This is a genomic window from Streptomyces sp. NBC_00250 (assembly GCF_036192275.1).
Lineage (GTDB): Bacteria > Actinomycetota > Actinomycetes > Streptomycetales > Streptomycetaceae > Streptomyces.
Genome location: NZ_CP108088.1, coordinates 5,465,368 through 5,484,466, shown reverse-complemented (window position 1 = coordinate 5,484,466; position 19,099 = coordinate 5,465,368). Strand labels below are relative to the sequence as shown.

At 71.6% G+C, this 19,099-nt stretch carries 17 protein-coding genes and 1 tRNA gene; 9 read left to right on the top strand and 9 right to left on the bottom strand.

Annotated elements, in window-relative coordinates; translation table 11 throughout:
* Window positions 1-129: 129 nt before the first annotated feature.
* The gene (locus tag OG259_RS24945) at window positions 130-1,689 is read left to right on the top strand and encodes an MFS transporter (RefSeq protein WP_328944290.1); all 1,560 of its coding nucleotides are present in this window, start codon (window positions 130-132) and stop codon (window positions 1,687-1,689) included.
* A 321-nt stretch (window positions 1,690-2,010) separates the two neighbouring features.
* On the opposite strand, the gene OG259_RS24935 is transcribed toward OG259_RS24945, so the two are convergent.
* Window positions 2,011-2,199: a DUF397 domain-containing protein gene (locus OG259_RS24935; RefSeq protein ID WP_328944289.1), complete on the bottom strand. Its 189-nt coding sequence runs from the start codon at window positions 2,197-2,199 to the stop codon at window positions 2,011-2,013.
* Complete coding sequence (locus OG259_RS24930) at window positions 2,196-3,071, bottom strand: helix-turn-helix domain-containing protein (RefSeq protein ID WP_328944288.1); 876 nt, start codon at window positions 3,069-3,071, stop codon at window positions 2,196-2,198. Before OG259_RS24930 ends, OG259_RS24935 begins: the two co-directional genes overlap by 4 nt.
* A gap of 103 nt (window positions 3,072-3,174) precedes the next feature.
* Here OG259_RS24930 and OG259_RS24925 point away from each other — a divergent pair, with 103 nt between their 5' ends.
* On the top strand, window positions 3,175-3,675 hold the full coding sequence (locus OG259_RS24925; protein ID WP_328944287.1) for an ATP-binding protein: 501 nt from the start codon (window positions 3,175-3,177) through the stop codon (window positions 3,673-3,675).
* Here the strand turns inward: OG259_RS24925 and OG259_RS24920 are convergent.
* The 3 genes from OG259_RS24920 to OG259_RS24910 all read right to left on the bottom strand — a co-directional run bounded on the left by OG259_RS24920 (window position 3,672) and on the right by OG259_RS24910 (window position 7,163).
* The gene (locus OG259_RS24920; RefSeq protein ID WP_328944286.1) at window positions 3,672-5,942 is read right to left on the bottom strand and encodes an N-acetylmuramoyl-L-alanine amidase; all 2,271 of its coding nucleotides are present in this window, start codon (window positions 5,940-5,942) and stop codon (window positions 3,672-3,674) included. The two genes, OG259_RS24925 and OG259_RS24920, sit on opposite strands and share 4 nt — an antisense overlap.
* Window positions 5,943-6,012: 70 nt before the next feature.
* Window positions 6,013-6,396 carry a VOC family protein gene (locus OG259_RS24915; RefSeq protein ID WP_328944285.1) on the bottom strand — a complete coding sequence of 128 codons (384 nt, stop codon included), beginning with the start codon at window positions 6,394-6,396 and terminating at the stop codon, window positions 6,013-6,015.
* Complete coding sequence (locus tag OG259_RS24910; RefSeq protein ID WP_328944284.1) at window positions 6,390-7,163, bottom strand: MmyB family transcriptional regulator; 774 nt, start codon at window positions 7,161-7,163, stop codon at window positions 6,390-6,392. The genes OG259_RS24915 and OG259_RS24910 overlap by 7 nt, the downstream gene beginning before the upstream one ends.
* Window positions 7,164-7,383: 220 nt before the next feature.
* On the opposite strand from OG259_RS24910, the gene OG259_RS24905 reads away from it, so the two are divergent.
* Entirely contained in the window at window positions 7,384-7,761 is a 378-nt protein-coding gene (locus tag OG259_RS24905) for a peptidase inhibitor family I36 protein (RefSeq protein WP_328944283.1), read from the top strand.
* A 96-nt stretch (window positions 7,762-7,857) separates the two neighbouring features.
* Here OG259_RS24905 and OG259_RS24900 read toward each other — a convergent pair whose 3' ends face one another.
* The 3 genes from OG259_RS24900 to OG259_RS24890 all read right to left on the bottom strand — a co-directional run bounded on the left by OG259_RS24900 (window position 7,858) and on the right by OG259_RS24890 (window position 12,519).
* Window positions 7,858-8,784, bottom strand: a complete 927-nt coding sequence (locus OG259_RS24900; RefSeq protein ID WP_328944282.1) for a cellulose-binding protein — start codon at window positions 8,782-8,784, stop codon at window positions 7,858-7,860.
* Between the two features lie 158 nt (window positions 8,785-8,942).
* Window positions 8,943-11,513 carry an SUKH-4 family immunity protein gene (locus OG259_RS24895; protein WP_328944281.1) on the bottom strand — a complete coding sequence of 857 codons (2,571 nt, stop codon included), beginning with the start codon at window positions 11,511-11,513 and terminating at the stop codon, window positions 8,943-8,945.
* Between the two features lie 7 nt (window positions 11,514-11,520).
* Entirely contained in the window at window positions 11,521-12,519 is a 999-nt protein-coding gene (locus tag OG259_RS24890) for an SMI1/KNR4 family protein (protein WP_328944280.1), read from the bottom strand.
* Window positions 12,520-12,787: 268 nt separating this feature from the next.
* Between OG259_RS24890 and OG259_RS24885 the strand changes: the two genes are divergently transcribed.
* Together OG259_RS24885 and OG259_RS24880 are read left to right on the top strand one after the other, a co-directional pair.
* Complete coding sequence (locus tag OG259_RS24885; protein ID WP_328944279.1) at window positions 12,788-13,300, top strand: YwqJ-related putative deaminase; 513 nt, start codon at window positions 12,788-12,790, stop codon at window positions 13,298-13,300.
* Window positions 13,301-13,310: 10 nt separating this feature from the next.
* Window positions 13,311-13,802: an SUKH-3 domain-containing protein gene (locus tag OG259_RS24880; RefSeq protein ID WP_266892741.1), complete on the top strand. Its 492-nt coding sequence runs from the start codon at window positions 13,311-13,313 to the stop codon at window positions 13,800-13,802.
* Between the two features lie 3 nt (window positions 13,803-13,805).
* Here the strand turns inward: OG259_RS24880 and OG259_RS24875 are convergent, their stop codons facing one another.
* Window positions 13,806-15,128, bottom strand: coding sequence for a sensor histidine kinase (locus tag OG259_RS24875; RefSeq protein ID WP_328944278.1), 1,323 nt, complete (start codon window positions 15,126-15,128; stop codon window positions 13,806-13,808).
* Between the two features lie 129 nt (window positions 15,129-15,257).
* On the opposite strand from OG259_RS24875, the gene OG259_RS24870 reads away from it, so the two are divergent.
* From OG259_RS24870 to OG259_RS24855, 4 genes are all read left to right on the top strand, one after another.
* Window positions 15,258-16,115 (top strand): hypothetical protein, encoded by an 858-nt coding sequence (locus OG259_RS24870; RefSeq protein ID WP_328944277.1) that lies wholly within the window; start codon window positions 15,258-15,260, stop codon window positions 16,113-16,115.
* Window positions 16,116-16,144: 29 nt separating this feature from the next.
* Window positions 16,145-16,216: transfer RNA gene (locus tag OG259_RS24865), tRNA-Gln, on the top strand.
* 109 nt (window positions 16,217-16,325) lie between these two features.
* Window positions 16,326-17,774: a bifunctional UDP-N-acetylglucosamine diphosphorylase/glucosamine-1-phosphate N-acetyltransferase GlmU gene (gene glmU / locus OG259_RS24860; protein ID WP_328944276.1), complete on the top strand. Its 1,449-nt coding sequence runs from the start codon at window positions 16,326-16,328 to the stop codon at window positions 17,772-17,774.
* Between the two features lie 121 nt (window positions 17,775-17,895).
* The gene (locus OG259_RS24855; RefSeq protein WP_266892749.1) at window positions 17,896-18,870 is read left to right on the top strand and encodes a ribose-phosphate diphosphokinase; all 975 of its coding nucleotides are present in this window, start codon (window positions 17,896-17,898) and stop codon (window positions 18,868-18,870) included.
* Window positions 18,871-19,099 lie beyond the last annotated feature (229 nt).

The window sequence follows — 19,099 nt, the reverse complement described above, 5'->3', positions numbered from 1 at the left end:
TCTCCTCCTCCGCCGGGACGAAGCGCCCCTGGCCCGTATGGGGGAGATGCCCCTAGGGGTTCCTCCACCCGTGGTCCTGGTGGGACCCTGACCCCGAACATTTAGGTGTACGAAGAAAGGAACGCCGCGGTGACGGAGCCGTACGTGAAGGGGGTCGCGCAAGCGGTTCCGACCACCCCAGCCGCCCGCCGCGGTCCCGTAGTGGCCGCCCTGATGCTCGGCATGGGGCTCGCCGCCATCGACGGCACGATCGTGTCCACCGCCGTCCCCCAGATCGTCGGCGACCTCGGCGGACTCGCCGTCTTCTCCTGGCTGTTCTCCGGCTATCTGCTCGCCGTGACCGTCACCCTGCCCGTGTACGGGAAGCTCAGCGACACCTTCGGCCGCAAGCCGGTCCTGATCGCCGGGGTGGTCTTCTTCCTCATCGGCTCCCTGCTGTGCGCGGCCGCCTGGAACATGGCCTCCCTCATCGCCTTCCGCGTCGTCCAGGGCCTCGGCGGCGGCGCGCTCCAGGGCACGATCCAGACGATCGCCGCCGACCTGTACCCGCTGAAGGAACGCCCCAAGATCCAGGCGAAGCTCTCCTCCGTCTGGGCCGCCTCCTCGGTCGCGGGCCCGGCGGCCGGCGGCCTCCTCGCGGGGTACGCGGACTGGCGCTGGATCTTCCTGATCAACCTGCCGGTGGGCCTGGTGGCGCTGTGGCTGATCGTCAGGCACCTGAAGGAACCGAAGCGCACCGCGCCACGCGAACGCGTCCGGATCGACTGGGCCGGCGCGCTCGCGATCTTCGCCACGGGAACGCTGCTCCTGACCGCGCTCGTCCAGGGCGGCGTGGCCTGGCCCTGGCTGTCGGCCCCGTCCCTCGGCCTCTTCGCCGGAGCGGCCGTCCTGGGCGCGGTGACGGTGGTCGTCGAGCGGCGCGCGGCGGACCCGATCATCCCCGGCTGGGTCTGGCGCCGCCGCACGATATCCGCCGTCAACCTCGCCCTGGGCGCGCTGGGCCTGCTCATGGTCGCGCCGACGGTCTTCCTGCCGACGTACGCCCAGTCGGTCCTGGGCCTCGGGCCGATAGCGGCCGGCTTCGTGCTGTCGGTGATGACCCTGAGCTGGCCGATCAGCGCGGCGTTCTCGAACCGGGTCTACGGCCGGATCGGCTTCCGCCTCACCGCCGTCATCGGCATCTCGCTCGCGCTGGTCCTGCTGCTGGCGTTCCCGTTCCTGCCGTTCCCCGGGGAGCCCTGGCAGCCCGCACTGATCATGCTGCTCCTGGGCGCGGCCCTCGGTCTCTTCCAACTGCCGCTGATCGTGGGCGTCCAGTCGACGGTCCCGTACGAGGAGAGGGGCACGACCACGGCCTCGGTCCTCTTCTGCCGACAGGTCGGCCAGAGCGTGGGCGCGGCGCTGTTCGGCGCCGTGGCGAACGGCGTCCTCGCCGCCCGCCTCGGCGGCGGCGACCTGGACTCCCTGTCCCGCGCCCTGGACGCCCCCGACTCCCTGACGGCCGAGGCCATGGACCAACTGCGCCGGGCGGTCGACGCGGCGGTGGACTACGTCTTCGTGGGCGCGGCGGCCGCGGCCGCCCTCGCGCTCCTGGTCCTGCTGACGCTGGCACCGCGCCGCTTCCCGGTCCTGCGGGAAGTCGCGGGCGGCGACCGGAACGAGGAGACGCACGACCAGGGGGCGTCCTGATCGGAGGTCGCCCCGATCAGAGGTCGCCCCGGACCAGGGCGTGCAGATGCTCGTCGTGCCATCCGTCGGCGTGCAACAGCGCGCTGCGCATGGTGCCTTCGAAGGAGTGCCGCGCCTTCTCCGCCACGACAGGAGGCCGTGTCGGCCACCGAGTGACAGAGCCGTAGCTCCCACCCACCGGGCAGGTCGAGTACGGGCTGCTCCATCGCGGCCGGACGGCCGGTGGTGATGTCTGAGCCTGCATCCTTCCCCGTAACGCGAGTGCCCTGCCGGCCCGTTTCGGACAAGCAGGGCACTCCCGCGTACAACCGCCGCATGTACCTACTCCGCCGAGGCGAGCCCGACGAAGCCGGCCCAGGCGTCGCGCGAGACCCGGAGGGCCGGGCGGGCCACGTCCTTGGAGTCCCGGACGTGGACGGCACCCGCGCCGGTCGCGACCTCGATGCACTGGCCGCCCTCGGCGCCGCTGTAGCTGCTCTTGAACCAGGCGAGGGGCTCAGCGTTGTTCATAGCTCTCCCAACAACTTCTCGATGAACGCCAGCGACTCTCGCGGGGTGAGAGCCTGCGAGCGGATGATCCCATAGCGGGCGGCGGCGAGGACCGCTGGTTTGGGGTCGGTCTCCAGGACACTGGCGCCCTGCGCCTCGGCATAGACGAACCTCTTGCCGTCCTCGCGAGTGATGACGGTGAACGGACCGTCCACGCCGGTGTTCTCCTCACAGGCCAGCGGCATGACCTGGAGTTCGACGTTCCTCCGCTGACCGACGAGAAGCAGTTGTTCCAGCTGCCCGCGCCACACCTGACTCCCGCCGAACTTCCGTCGCAGCACCGACTCGCACATGACGAAACTCAGGAACGGCGCGGGGTACCGGTCGAAGATCTCCTGTCGGGCCAATCGGGCCGTCACGCGCTGCTCGATGGTCTCCACGTCGAGCGGCGGTCGCCGGTTGTTCAGCAGCGCCCGCGTGTACCCCTCGGTCTGGAGCAGACCGTTGACCACCAGAGTGTCGTACGCCAGCAGCTCTATCGCCTGCTTCTCCAGCTGAGCCATCCCCTGGAAGAACGCCGGATACTGAGCCTTCTCCAGCTGGTCCTTCCAGACCGTCAGCAGCCCGCCCGCGTCGAGGATCTCGTCCGACCGGTCGATCGCGCGCGGCGGCGGGATCCTCCTGCCCTGCTCGAACGAGGCGATGGTCGACGCCGAGTAGCCCAGCCGCTTGCCGAACTCCTCCCGTTCCATCCCCGCCCGCGTCCGCAGCGTCTTCAGGCTCTGCCCGAACGCCGCCACCACACCCTGCCCGGACTTGTCCGCCGACCGGCCCGCGTCCACCCCGGGCCCCGACTCCGGCTCCGGCTCCGCGCCCGCCCGCTCTTCCGCCACCGCGCCCCGCCTCTCGTACCGGCACCGACACGGCACGTACAAGCTCATCGCGTCGGTGCGTCACCCCTGGTCACGCTACGCCACCAAGAGGAGCTTGGTGGGCATGACGAGCAACAACCTCAGCCCCACCGTCACCACCCAACTCTCCACGGCCTCTCCTTACTTGGGGAGCCGGGTCTTCGCCCTGCGGTTCACGTCCACCGCCCGGGGCGCCCGGCTCGCGCGGCGCCTCGTCGCCGTTCGGCTGGACGAGTGGGGTGTCCCGTACGGGACAGAGGCGCACGAGACCACCGTGCTCGTCGCCGCCGAGCTGGCGACGAACGCCGTGCGGCACGGGCACGTGCCGGGGCGGGATTTCCGGCTCTCCCTGCGCGTCGCCGGCGGGGTCGCCCGGGTCGAGGTGAGTGACACGCGGGCGGAGCGCGTACCTCCCCGGCCCGGAGAATCCCCCGGCCCCCGTCCGGAACTTGCGGACGGGGGCCGGGGGTTGCTGCTCGTCGACGCGCTCGCCGAGCGGTGGGGCTGGTGCCCGAGGAGCGGGGCGCCGGGGAAGACGGTGTGGGCGGAGTGCGCCCTCACCCCGGACGATCGGGCGCGGGACTAGAACGCGATGTCGTTGTCGTGGACCCAGCCCGCGACGTCGGTCTTCACCCCGCCCTTGAGCGGCGCGTTCCAGCTCCCCGTACCGGCGTAGAACGTCATGTCGGAGGCGACGGCCATGAGGTCGGCGTACCCGTCGGCGTTGGCGTCGCCGACGCCGACGAGGCTCCTGAAGCCGCCCCAGCCACCGCCGACCCGGGTGCGGGCGGCGAAGGTGCCGTCGCCCTTGCCGAGGTACTGCCAGAGGACACCATCCTTGTCCCGGGCCAGCAGGTCACCGGCCGGGGCTCCGGCGAAGTTCCCCACGGCGACCAGCTCGTTGTAGACACCCCAGCCGCCGCCCATCGCCTTGCGGGCGGAGAAGGGGGCGGTGGCGTTCCCGGTGCCCGGGTAGAGCCACAGGACACCGGACTTGTCCGTGGCCAGGAGGTCCGGACGGCCGTCGCCGGTGACGTCGCTGCCGGCCGCGATCCGGTCGTACGTCTGCCAGCCGCCGCCGATCCGGGTCTTGCCGGAGAGCGGCTTGTGCCGGTCGCCGGTGCCCTGGTACAGCCACAGGACGCCCGTCGTGTCCCGGGCGAGGACGTCGGGCCAGGACGATCCCGCGATGTTCCCCGCCGTCTCCAGCCGGTCGAAGGTCTGCCAGCCGCCACCGACGTCTTCCCAGCCGAGGCTCTTGACCGATCCGCCCACCGTGACGGGCTCGCTCCGGAAGGACCGCAGGAGACCGCCGGGGTTCCGGCCGAAGAGGTCGGCGGTGCCGTCGCCGTCGAAGTCGTGCGGCGCCACCGGCCGGTTCACGGCGAGGCGGCCGGTGGTGACCAGCTCGGGACCGATCCCCTCGTCGGGCGTGGCGACGATCTTCCACTCGTACTCACCCGCGCGGGCCGGGCTCAGCCGCCCGTCCGGGCGTTCCAGGTCCTTGCCGTCCCAGTGCCAGGTGAACGTGCGCGGTGTCCCGTCGACGAGGTCGGCGGGAGCGGGGGCGGGCCACGTCTTGACGAGCGACTGCCCACTGCGGATGTGCTTCAGGGTGAGCGTGACGGTCGCGTCCCCCCGCGACAGGTCCCAGCCGAAGTCGACCCCGCGCGCGAGCTGGTCGCCGGAGAGCGTCTGCGGAACGCTGGAGCCGTTGAGGGTGATGACGGTCGACTGCCCCGTGGACGCGACCAGTTCGATCTCCGGCCGGCCGCCGTCCGCGCGCGGCGAGATCCGGTAGAGGCCCTCGCCCTGCTCGGGGTTGCCGCCGCGCACCAGCAGCGAGCCGTCGGGGCCGGCGACGGCGGAGGAGAAGGCGGTGAGCAGGACGGCCTTCTCGTCGGTCTCGGCCGACCGGACGGTGAAGGGCCGCTTCGTCGGGTGCGGCCGGCCGTCGTCGGACCAGTCGATGTGGGCCTTCTGCCCGTACGCCAGCCAGCCGCCGACGAGGTACAGCGGGTCGTCCTCGTCGGGCGTCGGAATCCACTTGGGCTCGGTCGTGGCACCGCGGCGGGCGACGACGATCCCCTTGCCCGAGAGCCTCGACTCGCGCCAGGCGACGTGCGTCGCGGAGACGGCGCCCTGCCCGGCGTACTCGTTCTCGACCTGCAGGTACGTGGGCCTGTTGTCCGAGGCGAGGTCGACGAGGACCTTGGCGGACATCGGCCTGTCGCCGATCCAGCAGTCGTAGAGCATGGAACCGGTGTCGGACCAGCCCTCCTCGCCGGGGTAGCACTCGTGGCCGGGCCCCCCGACGAGCCAGCGGACCTTCGCCGTGCCGCCCTCGATCGTGGCGGCGTACTCGCGCCAGATACCGGCTTCCTCCCGCGTGAGGAGGAGGGTCCTGCCCGCCATGCCGGAGAGGTGGTAGCCGCCGAGGGCGTCGAGATCGACCTCCACCGGGGCCGCGGCGGCCGTGGCGGGCGTCGACATGTCGTGGACCGTCAGCCGTCGGCTGGTGTAGTCGAGGGACTGGTCGCCGGTGACGACGAGGTCCGTGCCGCCGCCGACGGCGTAGGCGCCGGGCAGGACGGTCGAGGAGCCGTCCGCGTACCAGGTCCAGCGGTACTCGGGCGCGCTGCCGCGGGTCTTCGACAGGAAGCCGCTCGGGCCCGCGCCGACGACGTCCGCGTCACGCGGGAACGGCACGGTGGTCTGCTGGTCCTGCTGCGTGGCTCCCGGCACGGGTGCGGCCGTGGCCGGGAGTGCGGTGAGCGTGCCGCCCGTGGCGGCGAGGACGATGGTGACGGCGGCGGCCGCGAGACGGCGGCCGCGCGTGCGTGTGACGTGCATGTTCGTGTTCCCTCCCCTGGGAAGTTGGGAGGGTAGCGGACGGTCGTTCTCCCGCCGTCACCGGCCTCCGTCAGGCGCCGCCGGGCCGCTTCCGGGGCGAGACGCAGAACGGGTGCCCCGCCGGGTCCAGGACCACCCGCCACAGATCGGGACGGGGCTGCTGGTCCGGCACCGTGGCGCCCCACTCCACGAGCCGGTCCACCGCCTCGTCCAGGTCGTCGACGTCGAAGTCCAGGTGCAGCTGCTGCGGCACGCCCTGGCCGGGCCAGGTCGGCGGGCGGTAGTCGTCGACCCGCTGGAAACCGATCAGCGGCCCGTCCCCACCGCCGCCGAGCCCCGCGAAGTCCCCGTCCGAGCGCCCGTGGAGCGGGAGTCCGGTGGCCCGGCGGTAGAAGTCGGCGAGGGCCAGGGGGTCGGCGCAGTCGAGGTTGACCGCCGTCAGCTTCATCAGCATGACGGGAAGCCTAGGGCTCCGGCGGGAACGAAGAAACTGACATTGATACGGGCTCCGGGCGCGGTGACGGGCTCGGCGAGGCAGGTCGCGAGCCGGCCGGGGCCGTACACGGCGTGCCGGGCGGGGAGTTCGGAGCCGTCGAAGTGGGGCACGGGGACGGAGGCGCAGCCCCGGTAGAGCGGGCCGGCCACCGGGTCGGCGAGGACGTCCTGTTCGAGACGGACGAGCGCGGGATTGTCCGGACGCAGCTCCACTGCCTGCTTGAGGTTGGGCATGATGGCCGGCGCCCAGAGGGCCTCCCAGTCGATCAGGACCTCGGTACGGGCTTCGGGATCCAGGAGCAGCCAGCGCATCATGTTGGCCGGGCCCTGCCCGCGCGGGAAGAAGCTGCGGAACTCCTCGTTGTGGGCGATGACGTCGAACTCGGCGTCGCTGACGTACGCCAGCGCCCCACCGATCTGCTCGACGACCCGCTGCCACACCCCGGCCACGGACGTCCCCGCGGTGCTGTGCAGCGGGCGGGGCGGGGCCTCCTTGCGGGTCAGCTGCCACAGGAACGTCCACTCCGGCTCGCTCAAGCCGAGAATCTTCGCGATCGCAGCGAGGAAATTGCGGTGCGGATTGGGGAGTTGGCCGTTCTCGAAGCGGTTGTACGTCCCCGGGGTACGCATGAGCAGCTCGTCCATCTGCTCCTGGCACAGACCGGGGGCCCGTCGCCCCGGGCCCGGCAGCCTCTTGGGGAAACCCACGGTCACAGGGTCGATCACGGCCCGGCGCTCCTGAAGGACCTTCTTCAGGGCGCTCCGGTCACTGGCGGGAAGTCGCATGTGAAGTACCCATCGATCGGGCTGCGGCGCGCGCAGCCGGCGGAAAGTACCCGGACGCTCGTGCTTATTATCTGCAACTTCCCGCCCTGGAAAGGGAGATCACCGAAAGAAAGACTCTTGTCACGCAAGAACGCACCGCTCGACCGACCAGGAGGAACCAATGAAGCTGAAGCGCAAGCTCGCGACGATCGCCCTCACCGGAGGGCTGGCCCTGACAGGGATGGCGGCGACGGCGCCGTCCGCCTCGGCGGCGGAGAAATGCGACTCGAACCAGGTGTGCCTCTACCGGGCGACCGGCTTCGTCCGCATGGGCCTGGAGACCACCGACAAGAACGGTTGCTTCGACCTGTACTCGCTCGGGTTCAGCCAGGGCGTCAAGTCGTACATCAACAACCTGCCGGTGAAGGTCGACATCTACCACTGGAACGGCAACACCCACGTGTACGACGGGACGATCCGGCCCGGCGGTTCCAGCTCCAACACCGGCATCAGGGTCTTCGGCACCAACGGCATGGCCTGCACGGGCAGCGCCGGCTAGGGCGGGCCCAGGTCACGCCCGCCCCGTACCCCTGGGTCGTGTCCGGGAAGCAGCACCGTCCGCCCGCCGGGCCGGACGGGACCTTCCGGACACGATCTAGGAGGGGTCGGCGTCCGACTCCGGCGCCGGCCCCTCCCGCTCGTCCCGCCGCTCCGGCGCGGGATCCGCGCCCACCCGCCCCGTCAGCGCCGCCAGCGAGTTGCGGATGTGCTCCATGTGGCCGTGGATCTCGTCCCGGGCCTCCTCGTGCTCCCGCAGCACCCGCTCCGTCTCCCGCTCGGCCCGCTCCGCCTTCATCCGGGCCTCCGCGAGCAACTCCCCCGCCCTCGCCTCGGCGTCCTCCTGACCGTGCCGGGCCTGCTCCTCGGTCTCCGCAAGGGACCGCTGCGCCTCGGCGAGCCGGGCCTCCGCCCGGGTCAGCAGCTCCTCGTGGCGGGCGTCCAGGGCTGCCGCCTCGCCCTCCGCCGTACGCTCCGCCTCGTCCCGTGCCGCCGACTGCTTCGCGCCCTGCTTCTCCAGCAGCTCCGCCGCGCGCCGCTCGGTCTCCTCGAAAACCTGCCGCGCCCCGGTCGACCGCTCCTCCGCCTCGCGGCCCGCCTCCGTCGTCAGCTCCTCGGCCCGCCCCCGCGCCGCCTCCAGGGTCGCGCGGGCCGCCGCCTCGGCAGCCGCCCGGACGCCCTCCGCATACGCCCGCGCGGACTCCGCCGCCTCCCGGGCCGCCGCCTCGGCGGCCTCCGCGAGGGACTGCGCCTCGGCCTCGGCCGCCCGTACGAGCGTCTCGTCCTCCTGCTCGGCGAGCTCCAGGATCTTCCGCGCCCGGTCGCCGAGCACCTCGTAGCGGTGCGGCACGAGCGCCTCGACGGCCTCGCGCAGCCTCGCCGCCTCGGCCTCCATCTCCTTCGCGAGGACGGTGAGCCGCGCGGCCCGCTCCCAGGCTCCGTCACGGTCCTCGGAGAGCGCGGCGAGATGGCGGTCGACCTGCTCGGGCCGGTACCCGCGCCCCCGTCCGACAGCGAAACTCATCCCTGGCGCCCCTTCCCTGTGCCCGACCCGAACATCCAGGATGCTGCATCAGAACGGACAAAAGGCGCCCAACGTGCATACACGTCGAGCGCCTTTCATCACATTCTGTCCAGCACAGTCTGTCCAGCGGCGTCAGCGGGAAACCCCGGCCACTCCCCCTACAGCAGGCCGTCCCACATCTGCTCCAGGAGCACCGACCACCAGTTCTCCGGCGACGACAGCGCCGCCGGATCCAGCATCGCCAACTGCGCCTGGAAATCGACCGTCCAGCGACCGGCCTGCTCGGGGTTGAGCCCGAACCGCAGCCGCCACATCCGCCCGAGCAGCGCCATCGCCCGCGTGAACTCCGGCAGCCCGGTGTTCACGAACTGCGGCGGCACCGACTGCCCGCCCGGGCCGGCCTCCACCGGCACCGCCACGATGTGCGCGGTCCCGTACTGGACACAGATCGCCCGGCCGAAGTCCGAACCGAGCACCAGGTACGAACTCGCGTCCGGCGCCGACTGAACCTGCCGCTGCGCCGCCAGCTCGGCCAGCGTCGGCACCACCGGCATCGCGGGCTGCGCCCAGAAGAACGGCCCGAAGTCGGCCGGCAGACCCGCCCACACCAGCGTCCGCGCCACCAGCTCCGGCACACCCTGCCGGGACACCGCGCGCTGGTCGAAACGGAGGACCCCCGGACCGAACGCCCCGGCCAGCTCCTGCGCGATCGCCTCCGGCGGAACCGGCGGCGCCGGCTGCACCTGCGGCAGCGGCGCCCGCACCGGGGCGGGCCGTGCGGGACCGTCCGCGACCTGATGCAACTCGCCCTGATGGGTGATGAGCTGCTGCATGCCCTGCTGACGGCCCGCGTGATCGCGACCGTACGGGGCGATGCTGGTGATCCGCGCCTGCGGCCAGGTCTCCCGGATCATCCGCGCGCAGTAACCACCCGGCAGCTCACAGGACTCCAGCTCCGTGTGCAGTTCGAGCACCTGCTGCGGCGGCACGTTCATCGCGCGCAGCTCGTGCAGGATCTGCCACTCCGGATGCGGGGTGCCCGGCGCCGAACGCCGGATGATCTGCGTCTCGGAACCGTCGGGCGCGCGATAACGCAACACCGCCTGGTAGCCGGGACCGACCGTCGGCTGCCCCGCGGGCTGCGGATACCCGTACGCGGGAGGTACGGGACCGGGGACGGGCGCGGGAGCGGGAGCGGGCGGTCCCGCGTACGCCTGACCCCCTTGCATCGGCCGCACCGGACCCGGCGGGGCCGGAGGCTGCGGCGCCGCCGGACCGGCCGGACCCGGGTGGGCCAGCATCGTCGCGGCATGCTCGATACCGCCCGCGGGCGTGCCGGGCACACCCGGCGGCGGCGGGGGCGGCGGAGGCGCGCCCGGACCGCCCTGGTTCGGATGCGCCAGCATCGTCGCCGCGTGGTGCACGGGCTGCGGCGGCGTCGGCGAACCGGGCGGCGTCGGAGCGGGCGGCGGACCGGGAGGACCCGGCGGCGCGGGCGCGGGCGGCCGGAGCCCCTCGGGCCCGAGCTGCGACACCAGCTGCGTGGGGATGTACGCCCCCGCACCCGACGAGCCACCCGGAACACCCGGGGCGCCCGGCGGCGGAGGCGGCGCCGCAGGACCGCGGCCGCTCTTCGGCGGCAGCGCGGCCTTGCTGGTCGCGGCGTCGGCGATGTCCCCGCCTCCCGGCGCCGAGGGCGCGGGCGGCGGAGGAGGCAGCGGCGCTCCAGGGCCGGCCGGAGGAGCGGGCGGAGCCGTCTGAACACCCGCCGGCGGCGGCGCGGCCGGGTCGAGCCGGGGCGCCACGGCGGTCGGCGGCAGCGCGCTGCCGCCCTTCATCAGGGCGGTCGGCGCGTCGGCGCCCACCTGCGGCGGCGGGGTGTCCTCGTCGTCCGTCCCCGACAGCGCGGGCGCGAACACGGTCGCGGGCAACGGCACCGCCCCGTCCGCACCACCGGAACTCGCATTGGCGTCGGCCCACGGACTGGGCGCGGGCGCGGGAGTCGGCGCGGACGTCGCCACGGGAGCCGGGGCAGGCGCCGGGGCCGGCGTCGGGGCGGGCGGGGTCGGAGTCGCAACCGGAGCAACCGGAGCAACCGGAGCCGGAGCCACGGACACCGGAGCCGGAGCCGGAGCCACGGACACCGCCGCCGGCGTCTCCGCCGGAACCCCGTCCATCGCGGTCGGCTCGTACGCGACGCCACCCCCCGCTTCTCCCCCGCCCAGGGAAGAGGACGAGGAAGACGAAGCGACCGAGACCGAAGGCCCGGTCTCGCCCGCCGCCACCGGCTCCGACACGTCGTCCACCGACGCCGACGAACTCGCACTCTCCTGCGACGCGTTCGGCTGCTTCGGCAGCCCGATCCGATCCGCCGCGTCCTGCAGCCACTCCGGCGGACTCAACAGGAACGACGTCTGGTTCAGATCGATCCGGGCCGCCGGAACGGCCGCCTGCGCCGGAACGTCCTCCGCGGCCCCGTACTCCTCCTCGTACCGGCGGATCACCTCGCCCACCGGCAGCCCCGGCCACAGCGTCGCCTCACCGCTGTCGCGGGCGATCACCAGCCGCTGACGGCCGCCGTCCGAGGTCGGACCGCCCTCGCGGTCCTCGGCCCACACCACGAAACCCAGTTCGAACTCCCGTACCCGCACCTCACGGTGCTGGTACGACGGCAGCTCGCCGTTGATCCATTCCTCGGCGCGCTCCTGCGCCTGCGCGAACGTCACCACAGCCCACTCACTCCCCCACCGGGACCACGGGCACCGCACGCGCGAAGCCACCGTCCACCATCAGGTTCGCCACCGTCTCGAGCTCCGGCGGATTGCCCGCCAGCCGCTGCAAGAACACGTCGAAGTCCGCACCACAGGGCAGCAGCAGACGCTCCACCCGCTCACCCACCGACCAGCCGGCCGCCACCTCGCCGGAGTCCCGGGCGTCGTCGTACGCGCAGAACCACACCGAACCGACCCCCTCACCCCGCACCTTCAGCGCGATCAGACCGCCCTGGACGAACGCGACGCCCAGATAGTCCTTGGTCAGATGGTCACGCAGGCACTTGTTGACGTAGACGAGGTCATTGACGCCCGCCTCCTCCCGCACCGTGAAGAACGGCTGGTCGACCAGGAGCCCCAGCTCCGCGTCGAGCGCCGCACCCACCGGAGCGCAACCGCCCGCCGCCTTCAGGAACGAGCGGTACGCCCCCGGAAGCCGGTAGCCGAGATCCTCCTCGACACCCTGGAGCTGCTGCTCCGACACCGACACCAGACCCTTCGGCAGCCCGAAGTGCGCCGGCCGGGTCTCCTGCAACGGGCGCGTACCCCGCTTCGTGTGGTCGACGGCAGCCGTCGCCACCCCACCGTGATGGCGCAGCAAGGCCTTCACCTCGACCGGGACCAACTCCATCCGGCGACTGCGCGCCACATGGTGCCAGGTCCAGCCGTGCGGAGTCGCCACCGCCGGAATCGTGTCCCACAGCTCATGACCGGTCGCCGCCATCGCCGCGTTCGCCGACACGTAGTCCGTGAGCCTCAGCTCGTCGACACCGAAACCCTCCGGCGGATCGGCGATCTCCGCCGCCGCACGCGCGTACGGCGAGAAGTCCGGATGACCGAACTCGTCCACCCGTACCCCTCTCGGGTGACGGGAAGCACGGACCGGGTCCGGGAAGTGCACGACCTGCCCGGCATAGGCCGCGTTCGGTGGCGCGGTGTCCTGCCCGAGCCGACCTGTCGTCATGGCGGTTGCCCCCTGCACTGGCGTCGCTGACTGCTACTACCCGCAGCCGCTGGCTGCATCCTGACTGATGCCGCACAGCCTATGCGCTGCCACAAGAGCCCGAACCGGCCCGATCCGACGGTGACCAACTGTCACGACGCCATGACAGGTGCACCATGATTCCGACACACCGAAGCCACGTTTCGGCGCCCCAGCTTCCCCATATGGCTCCCTATTTGGCAGGCTGTCCACGCAACTCGGGGGATTGCAGGAGGGGAAGAACCGCACCATGCAAACAGCACCTACGCCCACACAGGGTGACCCACGCCTCAACTGGAGCAGCAGCGCCGAAGCCACGCGCGCGCCCTTACTGCGACAGCGCCGCGACGGCATCCTTCCCACCGTCGGGGCCGCCCTCTCCGTACGCGGCGAGACGACCCTCACGTGCACCGCCGGCCGCGGCGACCGGCCGCCCGCCCTGCACGCCCTCGTCCAGGACTTCCTGGACACCCTCACCAGCGGCCAGCGCGAACGCTTCACCGGCCGATGTCCCGAGGCGATCCTGCTCTCCCGGCACCTCACCGCCACCGAGAACGCCCGCTCCAAGCGCGCCCAGCGCAAACCGCTCACCCACGGCGAGGCCCGCCGCTCCCTCAAGCACGCCAAGCTCACCGCGCGGCGCATCCGCGAGGACGGCGACCCGCTGCACGGCAGCTACGCCGCACCCTGCCGCTCCTGCACGGCGATGCTCGCCCACTTCGGTGTCCGCACCGTCGACCCCACCACTGTCGAGAACGGCTGACCGCTCACCCATGCCCGACCACCTCAGCACCACCCGGTTCCCGGTCAACGTCGACGCCGCCCTCCGCGAGGCCGGCTGGCAGCCCGGCCGCTGGGACATCAAGCTCGCCGAAGAATGGGCCGACACCCTGCGCGCCCACATCTCCCCCGCCGGACACCGGCACAGCGTGTTCCCCGCGGCCGTCGAGGCCTGGGCCGAATTCGGCGGCCTGCGGATCACCGCACCCGGCCACGGACGCCAGATAGCTCCGGCGGCCGTACGCTTCGACCCGCTCGCCGGACTCCACCTCTCCCGCACCCTCGCGGACCTCGGCCGCGCCCTGGACACGGAGCTCGCACCACTCGGCGAGGAGGGCGACCACCAGGCGATCCTCGCCATGGACATGGAGGGACGGGTCTACAGCCTCGACCACGCGGGCGACTGGTACCTCGGCAAGGACATCGACGCGGCGCTCTCCACCCTGATCACCGGGGCACAGCCGCCCCGGCTGACGGCGGGGTGACCATCACTCCCCGGTGACCGTGGGCAGCACCGCCGACACCTTGAACCCACCGGCGTCGGTCGCCCCGGAGACGAACACCCCGCCGAGCCGCAGCACCCGCTCCCGCATGCCCACGAGCCCGTTCCCGCCGCTCGGCAGCCGTACGTCGGCGACGCCCGCGTCCGTGGGGCAGGGGCCGTTCTCCACCTGCATCGCGACCTCGGCGTCCCGGTGCGCGAGCCGCACCACGACCTCGGCACCCGCCGCATGCTTGTGAACGTTGGTCAGCGCCTCCTGCACGACCCGGTACGCCGTCCGCTCCACCTCCGGCGGATACGCGCGCGCCTCACCGATCACCACGAACTCCACGGCCGCCCCGGCCAGCCGCGACTGCTCGCACAGGGCCTCCAGAGCGTCCAGACAAGGCCCGTCCTCGGCAGCCGCCTCGGCGGCAGCGGCGGCGGCCCGCCCCACCGCGGCCAGCGGCACCGGGGCAGGACCCACGGGAGCGGACCCCTCCCGCAGCACACCCACCATCTCCCGCAACTCGGTCAGCGCCTGCCGCCCCATGTCCCCCACCAGCGCGGCGTTGCGCACGGCCTTCTGCGGATCCTTCAACGCCACCGCCTGCAGCGCCGCCGCGTGCACCACCATCAACGACACCCGGTGCGCCACCACGTCGTGCATCTCCCGGGCGATCCGCGTCCGCTCCTCCTGCCGCGCCCACTGCGCCCGCTGCTCCGCCCGGTCGGCGAGCAGCGACAGCTCCTGCTCCAGACTGTCCGCCCGCTCCCGCAGGCTCTCCATGAGCCGGCGGCGCGCCCCTATGTAGAGGCCGAAGAGCATCGGCGGCGCGTTGAGCCCGAGGGTCATGAAGAGCGCGACGACCGTCACGTACCAGCCGCTCGGGTCGATGTCCGGCTGCCCGACATCGGCCTGGGCGACGTCCTGCCGCATCCGCACCACGGTCACGACGAACACGGCGACCGTCGACATGCCGGTGAGCAGCGCGGTGATCCGCCGGGGCACCTCGGAGGCGGCGAGCGAGTACAGCCCGACGATCCCCATGAGGAAGCCCATCTCGGCGGGCGTCACGGCGATGGAGACGAGCACGACCCAGATGGGCCACCGGCGCCGCACGAGCAGCACCGACCCGACCATGAGTCCGAACAGCACCCCCAGCGGAACGGGCAACGAGGCCTGCTCGGCGAACCGCACCCCTTCGAGCCCGCACTCGACGGCGGACACGAGGGCAAGCCCCACGTCGAGGACGGCACTCCGCCGTCTCCCCCACCACCACCAATTCCCGACGCCCACGGCGTCCCGGTCTGCCCCCGTTGTGGTCATACCCACCACCCTACGGGCGAGCCCCACCCGCGAACGCGCGCCGTCAACACTCTGCACACCAGTCCCTCGAACTGTTGAATCGACAGCACTTTCGACCTGGACGTCCGCATTCCGGACGAGGGTGTTCGTATGACAGCGGAAACCAGCCGGTACGCCGACTTCGACAACCTCCGGGAACAGGCCGTCGCCCTCCGCCGCGAGGGCCTCAGCCTCCGCCAGATCCGCGACCGCCTACAGGTCCACAACAACGACCTCCTCCACCGCCTGGTGAAGGGCGAGCCCCCACCGGAGTGGACGAAGCGCCCGAACGCCAAGGACGACCTCCGTGACAGGGCCCGCGCTCTACGCCTCGAAGGCATGACCTACGACCAGATCCAGGTGGAGCTGGGCTGCTCGAAGAGCTCGATCTCGCTGTGGGTGAGAGACCTGCCGAAGCCGGAGCCTCGCTACACGGACGAGGAACGGCGGGCCCGAATGAACGCCGGCCTGGCCCGCCTCCGCGCCACGCGGGACGAGCAGCGGGAGGAGACGAAGCGGCTGGCGCGGGAATCCATCGGCGCCCTGTCGGACCGGGAGCTGTTCGTCGCCGGAGTCGCGCTCTACTGGGCCGAGGGCGCCAAGGACAAGACGTACAGCCGCCGCGAGTCCCTTCAGTTCATCAATAGCGACCCGACCGTCATCGCCCTCTACCTGCGATGGCTGGACCTCCTCGGCGTGACCCGGGATCGTCTGCGCTTGCGCGTCAGCATCCACGAGAGCGCCGACGTCGCGGGAGCCGAACGGTTCTGGGCCGACGTGACCGGCATCGAAAGCTCGACGTTCCGGAAGGCCACCCTGAAGCGCCACAACCCCCGAACCGTTCGAAAGAATACGACGGAGGCCTACCGAGGGTGCCTCGTCATCTACGTCACGGGAAGCGCGGAGCTATACCGTCGCATGGAAGGTGCCTGGTACGGCATAGTGGATGCCGCCGGGGCACAGGACTGATGGCATGTCCGTTTTGGCCCTATAAGTAATCCCCTGTGGTGTAATTGGCAGCACTGAGGCTTTTGGTGCCTTATGTCCGGGTTCGAGTCCTGGCGGGGGAGCTTCTTCACTCGGGTCCTGACCGTCACGGTCAGGACCCGCACTCATGTCCGCCCCCTTGCCCCCCGGTATCCTTCGTGCGTCCACCACCCAAAGCCGAAGGGCATTCCCGTGAGCGCCAATCGCCCGGCAGCCGTCGTCGTCCTCGCAGCGGGTGAGGGCACCCGCATGAAGTCGAAGACCCCCAAGGTCCTCCACGAGATCGCCGGGCGGTCGCTCGTCGGGCATGTCGTCTCCGCCGCCCGGGAGTTGGAGCCCGAGCACCTCGTCGTGGTCGTCGGGCACGCCCGCGAGCTGGTGCGGGGGCACCTGGAGGAGCACTACGCCGGGACCCGCACCGCCGTCCAGGAGGAGCAGAACGGCACCGGACACGCGGTGCGGATGGCCCTGGAGGAGCTCGGGCAGGCGCCCGACGGGACCGTGATCGTCGTCTGCGGCGACACCCCGCTGCTCTCCGGCGAGACGCTGCGCGCCCTCGCCGACACGCACGCCGCCGACGGCAACGCCGTCACCGTGCTGAGCGCCGAGGTCCCGGACTCCACCGGGTACGGGCGGATCGTGCGGGACCAGGTGACCGGCGCCGTGACCAAGATCGTCGAGCACAAGGACGCCTCCGACGCCCAGCTCGCCATCCGTGAGATCAACTCCGGCGTCTTCGCGTTCGACGGGCAGCTGCTCGCCGACGCCCTCGGCAAGGTGCGGACGGACAACAGCCAGGGCGAGGAGTACCTCACCGACGTGCTGGCGATCCTCCGCGAGGCCGGGCACCGGGTCGGCGCCTCCGTCGCCGGTGACCACCGCGAGATCCTCGGGATCAACAACCGCGTGCAGCTCGCCGAGGCCCGCGCCCTGCTGAACCAGCGGCTGATCGAGCAGGCCATGCTCGCCGGTGTGACCGTGATCGACCCCGCGTCCGTGTTCGTGGACGTCACGGTGACCTTCGAGGCCGACGCCGTCGTCCTGCCCGGTACGCAGCTGACCGGTGCCACGCACATCGGCGAGGACGCCGTGGTCGGGCCGAACACGCGCCTGAAGGACACCCGCGTCGGCAACGGCGCCCGGGTGGACAACACCGTCGCCGACTCCGCCGTCATCGGCGAGCGCGCCTCCGTGGGGCCGTTCGCGTACCTCCGTCCGGGCACGAACCTGGGCGCGAAGTCCAAGGCGGGCACGTACGTCGAGATGAAGAACGCGACGGTCGGCGAGGGCACCAAGGTCCCCCATCTGTCGTACGTCGGTGACGCCACGATCGGCGAGTACACGAACATCGGCGCGGCGAGCGTCTTCGTGAACTACGACGGCGAGGCGAAGCACCACACCACGATCGGGTCGCACTGCCGGACCGGGTCGGACAACATGTTTGTGGCTCCCATCACGATCGGGGACGGTGCGTACACCGCCGCCGGGTCCGTGATCACGAAGGACGTGCCGGCGGGTTCGCTCGCCGTCGCCCGGGGCCAGCAGCGGAATATCGAGGGTTGGGTCGCCCGGAAGCGTCCCGGCAGTGCCGCCGCACAGGCCGCTCAGGCCGCGGCCGAGGACTCCGCCGGCGCAAGCTGACCGGAAACGGGTACGTCGAACTCGGCGTACCGTGATACGTGCACACAAATTCGGCTGGCTCGCACACGCGCACGACAGCTCGTGGAATGCGGCCAGACAACACGTCTGAGGAGACAGTGCTGTGACCGGGATCAAGACGACCGGCGAGAAGAAGCTGATGCTCTTCTCCGGCCGCGCCCACCCCGAGCTGGCCGAGGAGGTCGCGCACCAGCTGGGCGTCGGCCTCGTTCCGACCAAGGCGTTCGACTTCGCCAACGGTGAGATCTACGTCCGCTTCCAGGAGTCGGCCCGTGGCGCGGACTGCTTCCTGATCCAGAGCCACACGGCTCCGATCAACAAGTGGATCATGGAACAGCTGATCATGATCGATGCTCTCAAGCGGGCCTCGGCCCGGAGCATCACCGTGATCATCCCGTCGTACGGCTACGCCCGTCAGGACAAGAAGCACCGCGGCCGCGAGCCGATCTCGGCGCGTCTGGTGGCGGACATGCTGAAGACGGCCGGTGCGGACCGCATCCTGACGGTGGACCTGCACACGGACCAGATCCAGGGCTTCTTCGACGGCCCGGTGGACCACCTGTCGGCGCTGCCGGTGCTGGCGGACTACGTGGGTGCGAAGGTCGACCGCGCCAAGCTGACGATCGTCTCCCCGGACGCGGGCCGCGTGCGGGTCGCCGACCGCTGGTGCGACCGTCTGGACGCGCCGCTGGCGATCGTGCACAAGCGCCGTGACAAGGACGTCGCCAACCAGGTCACCGTCCACGAGGTCGTCGGTGACGTGAAGGGCCGCGTCTGCGTCCTGGTCGACGACATGGTCGACACCGGTGGCACGATCTGCGCCGCCGCGGACGCCCTGTTCGCGCACGGTGCGGAGGACGTCATCGTGACGGCCACGCACGGCATCCTCTCCGGTCCGGCCGCGGACCGGCTCAAGAACTCCAAGGTCAGCGAGTTCGTGTTCACGGACACGCTGCCGGTGCCGGGCGCCCTGGAGCTCGACAAGATCACGGTGCTGTCGATCGCGCCGACGATCGCGCGTGCGGTGCGCGAGGTGTTCGAGGACGGTTCGGTGACGAGCCTCTTCGAGGAGCACTGAGCCGTAGCCGCTCGATGGACATGAGGGCCGCTTCCCCGTTCGGGGGAGCGGCCCTCGGTCGTGTTTCGGTGATCGAATTGGGTGGTAGGGCGGTGGGCCGGTAGACTGCCGTAGTTGCTCGGCGAGGGAGGCCGTACCCGTACGGATGTACAGGGTCACGGCGGTCCGTTATCGACGCGCTCTTCGTAGCAGGCCATCGCCAGTCGTGGCCGGGTGACCACATTTTCGT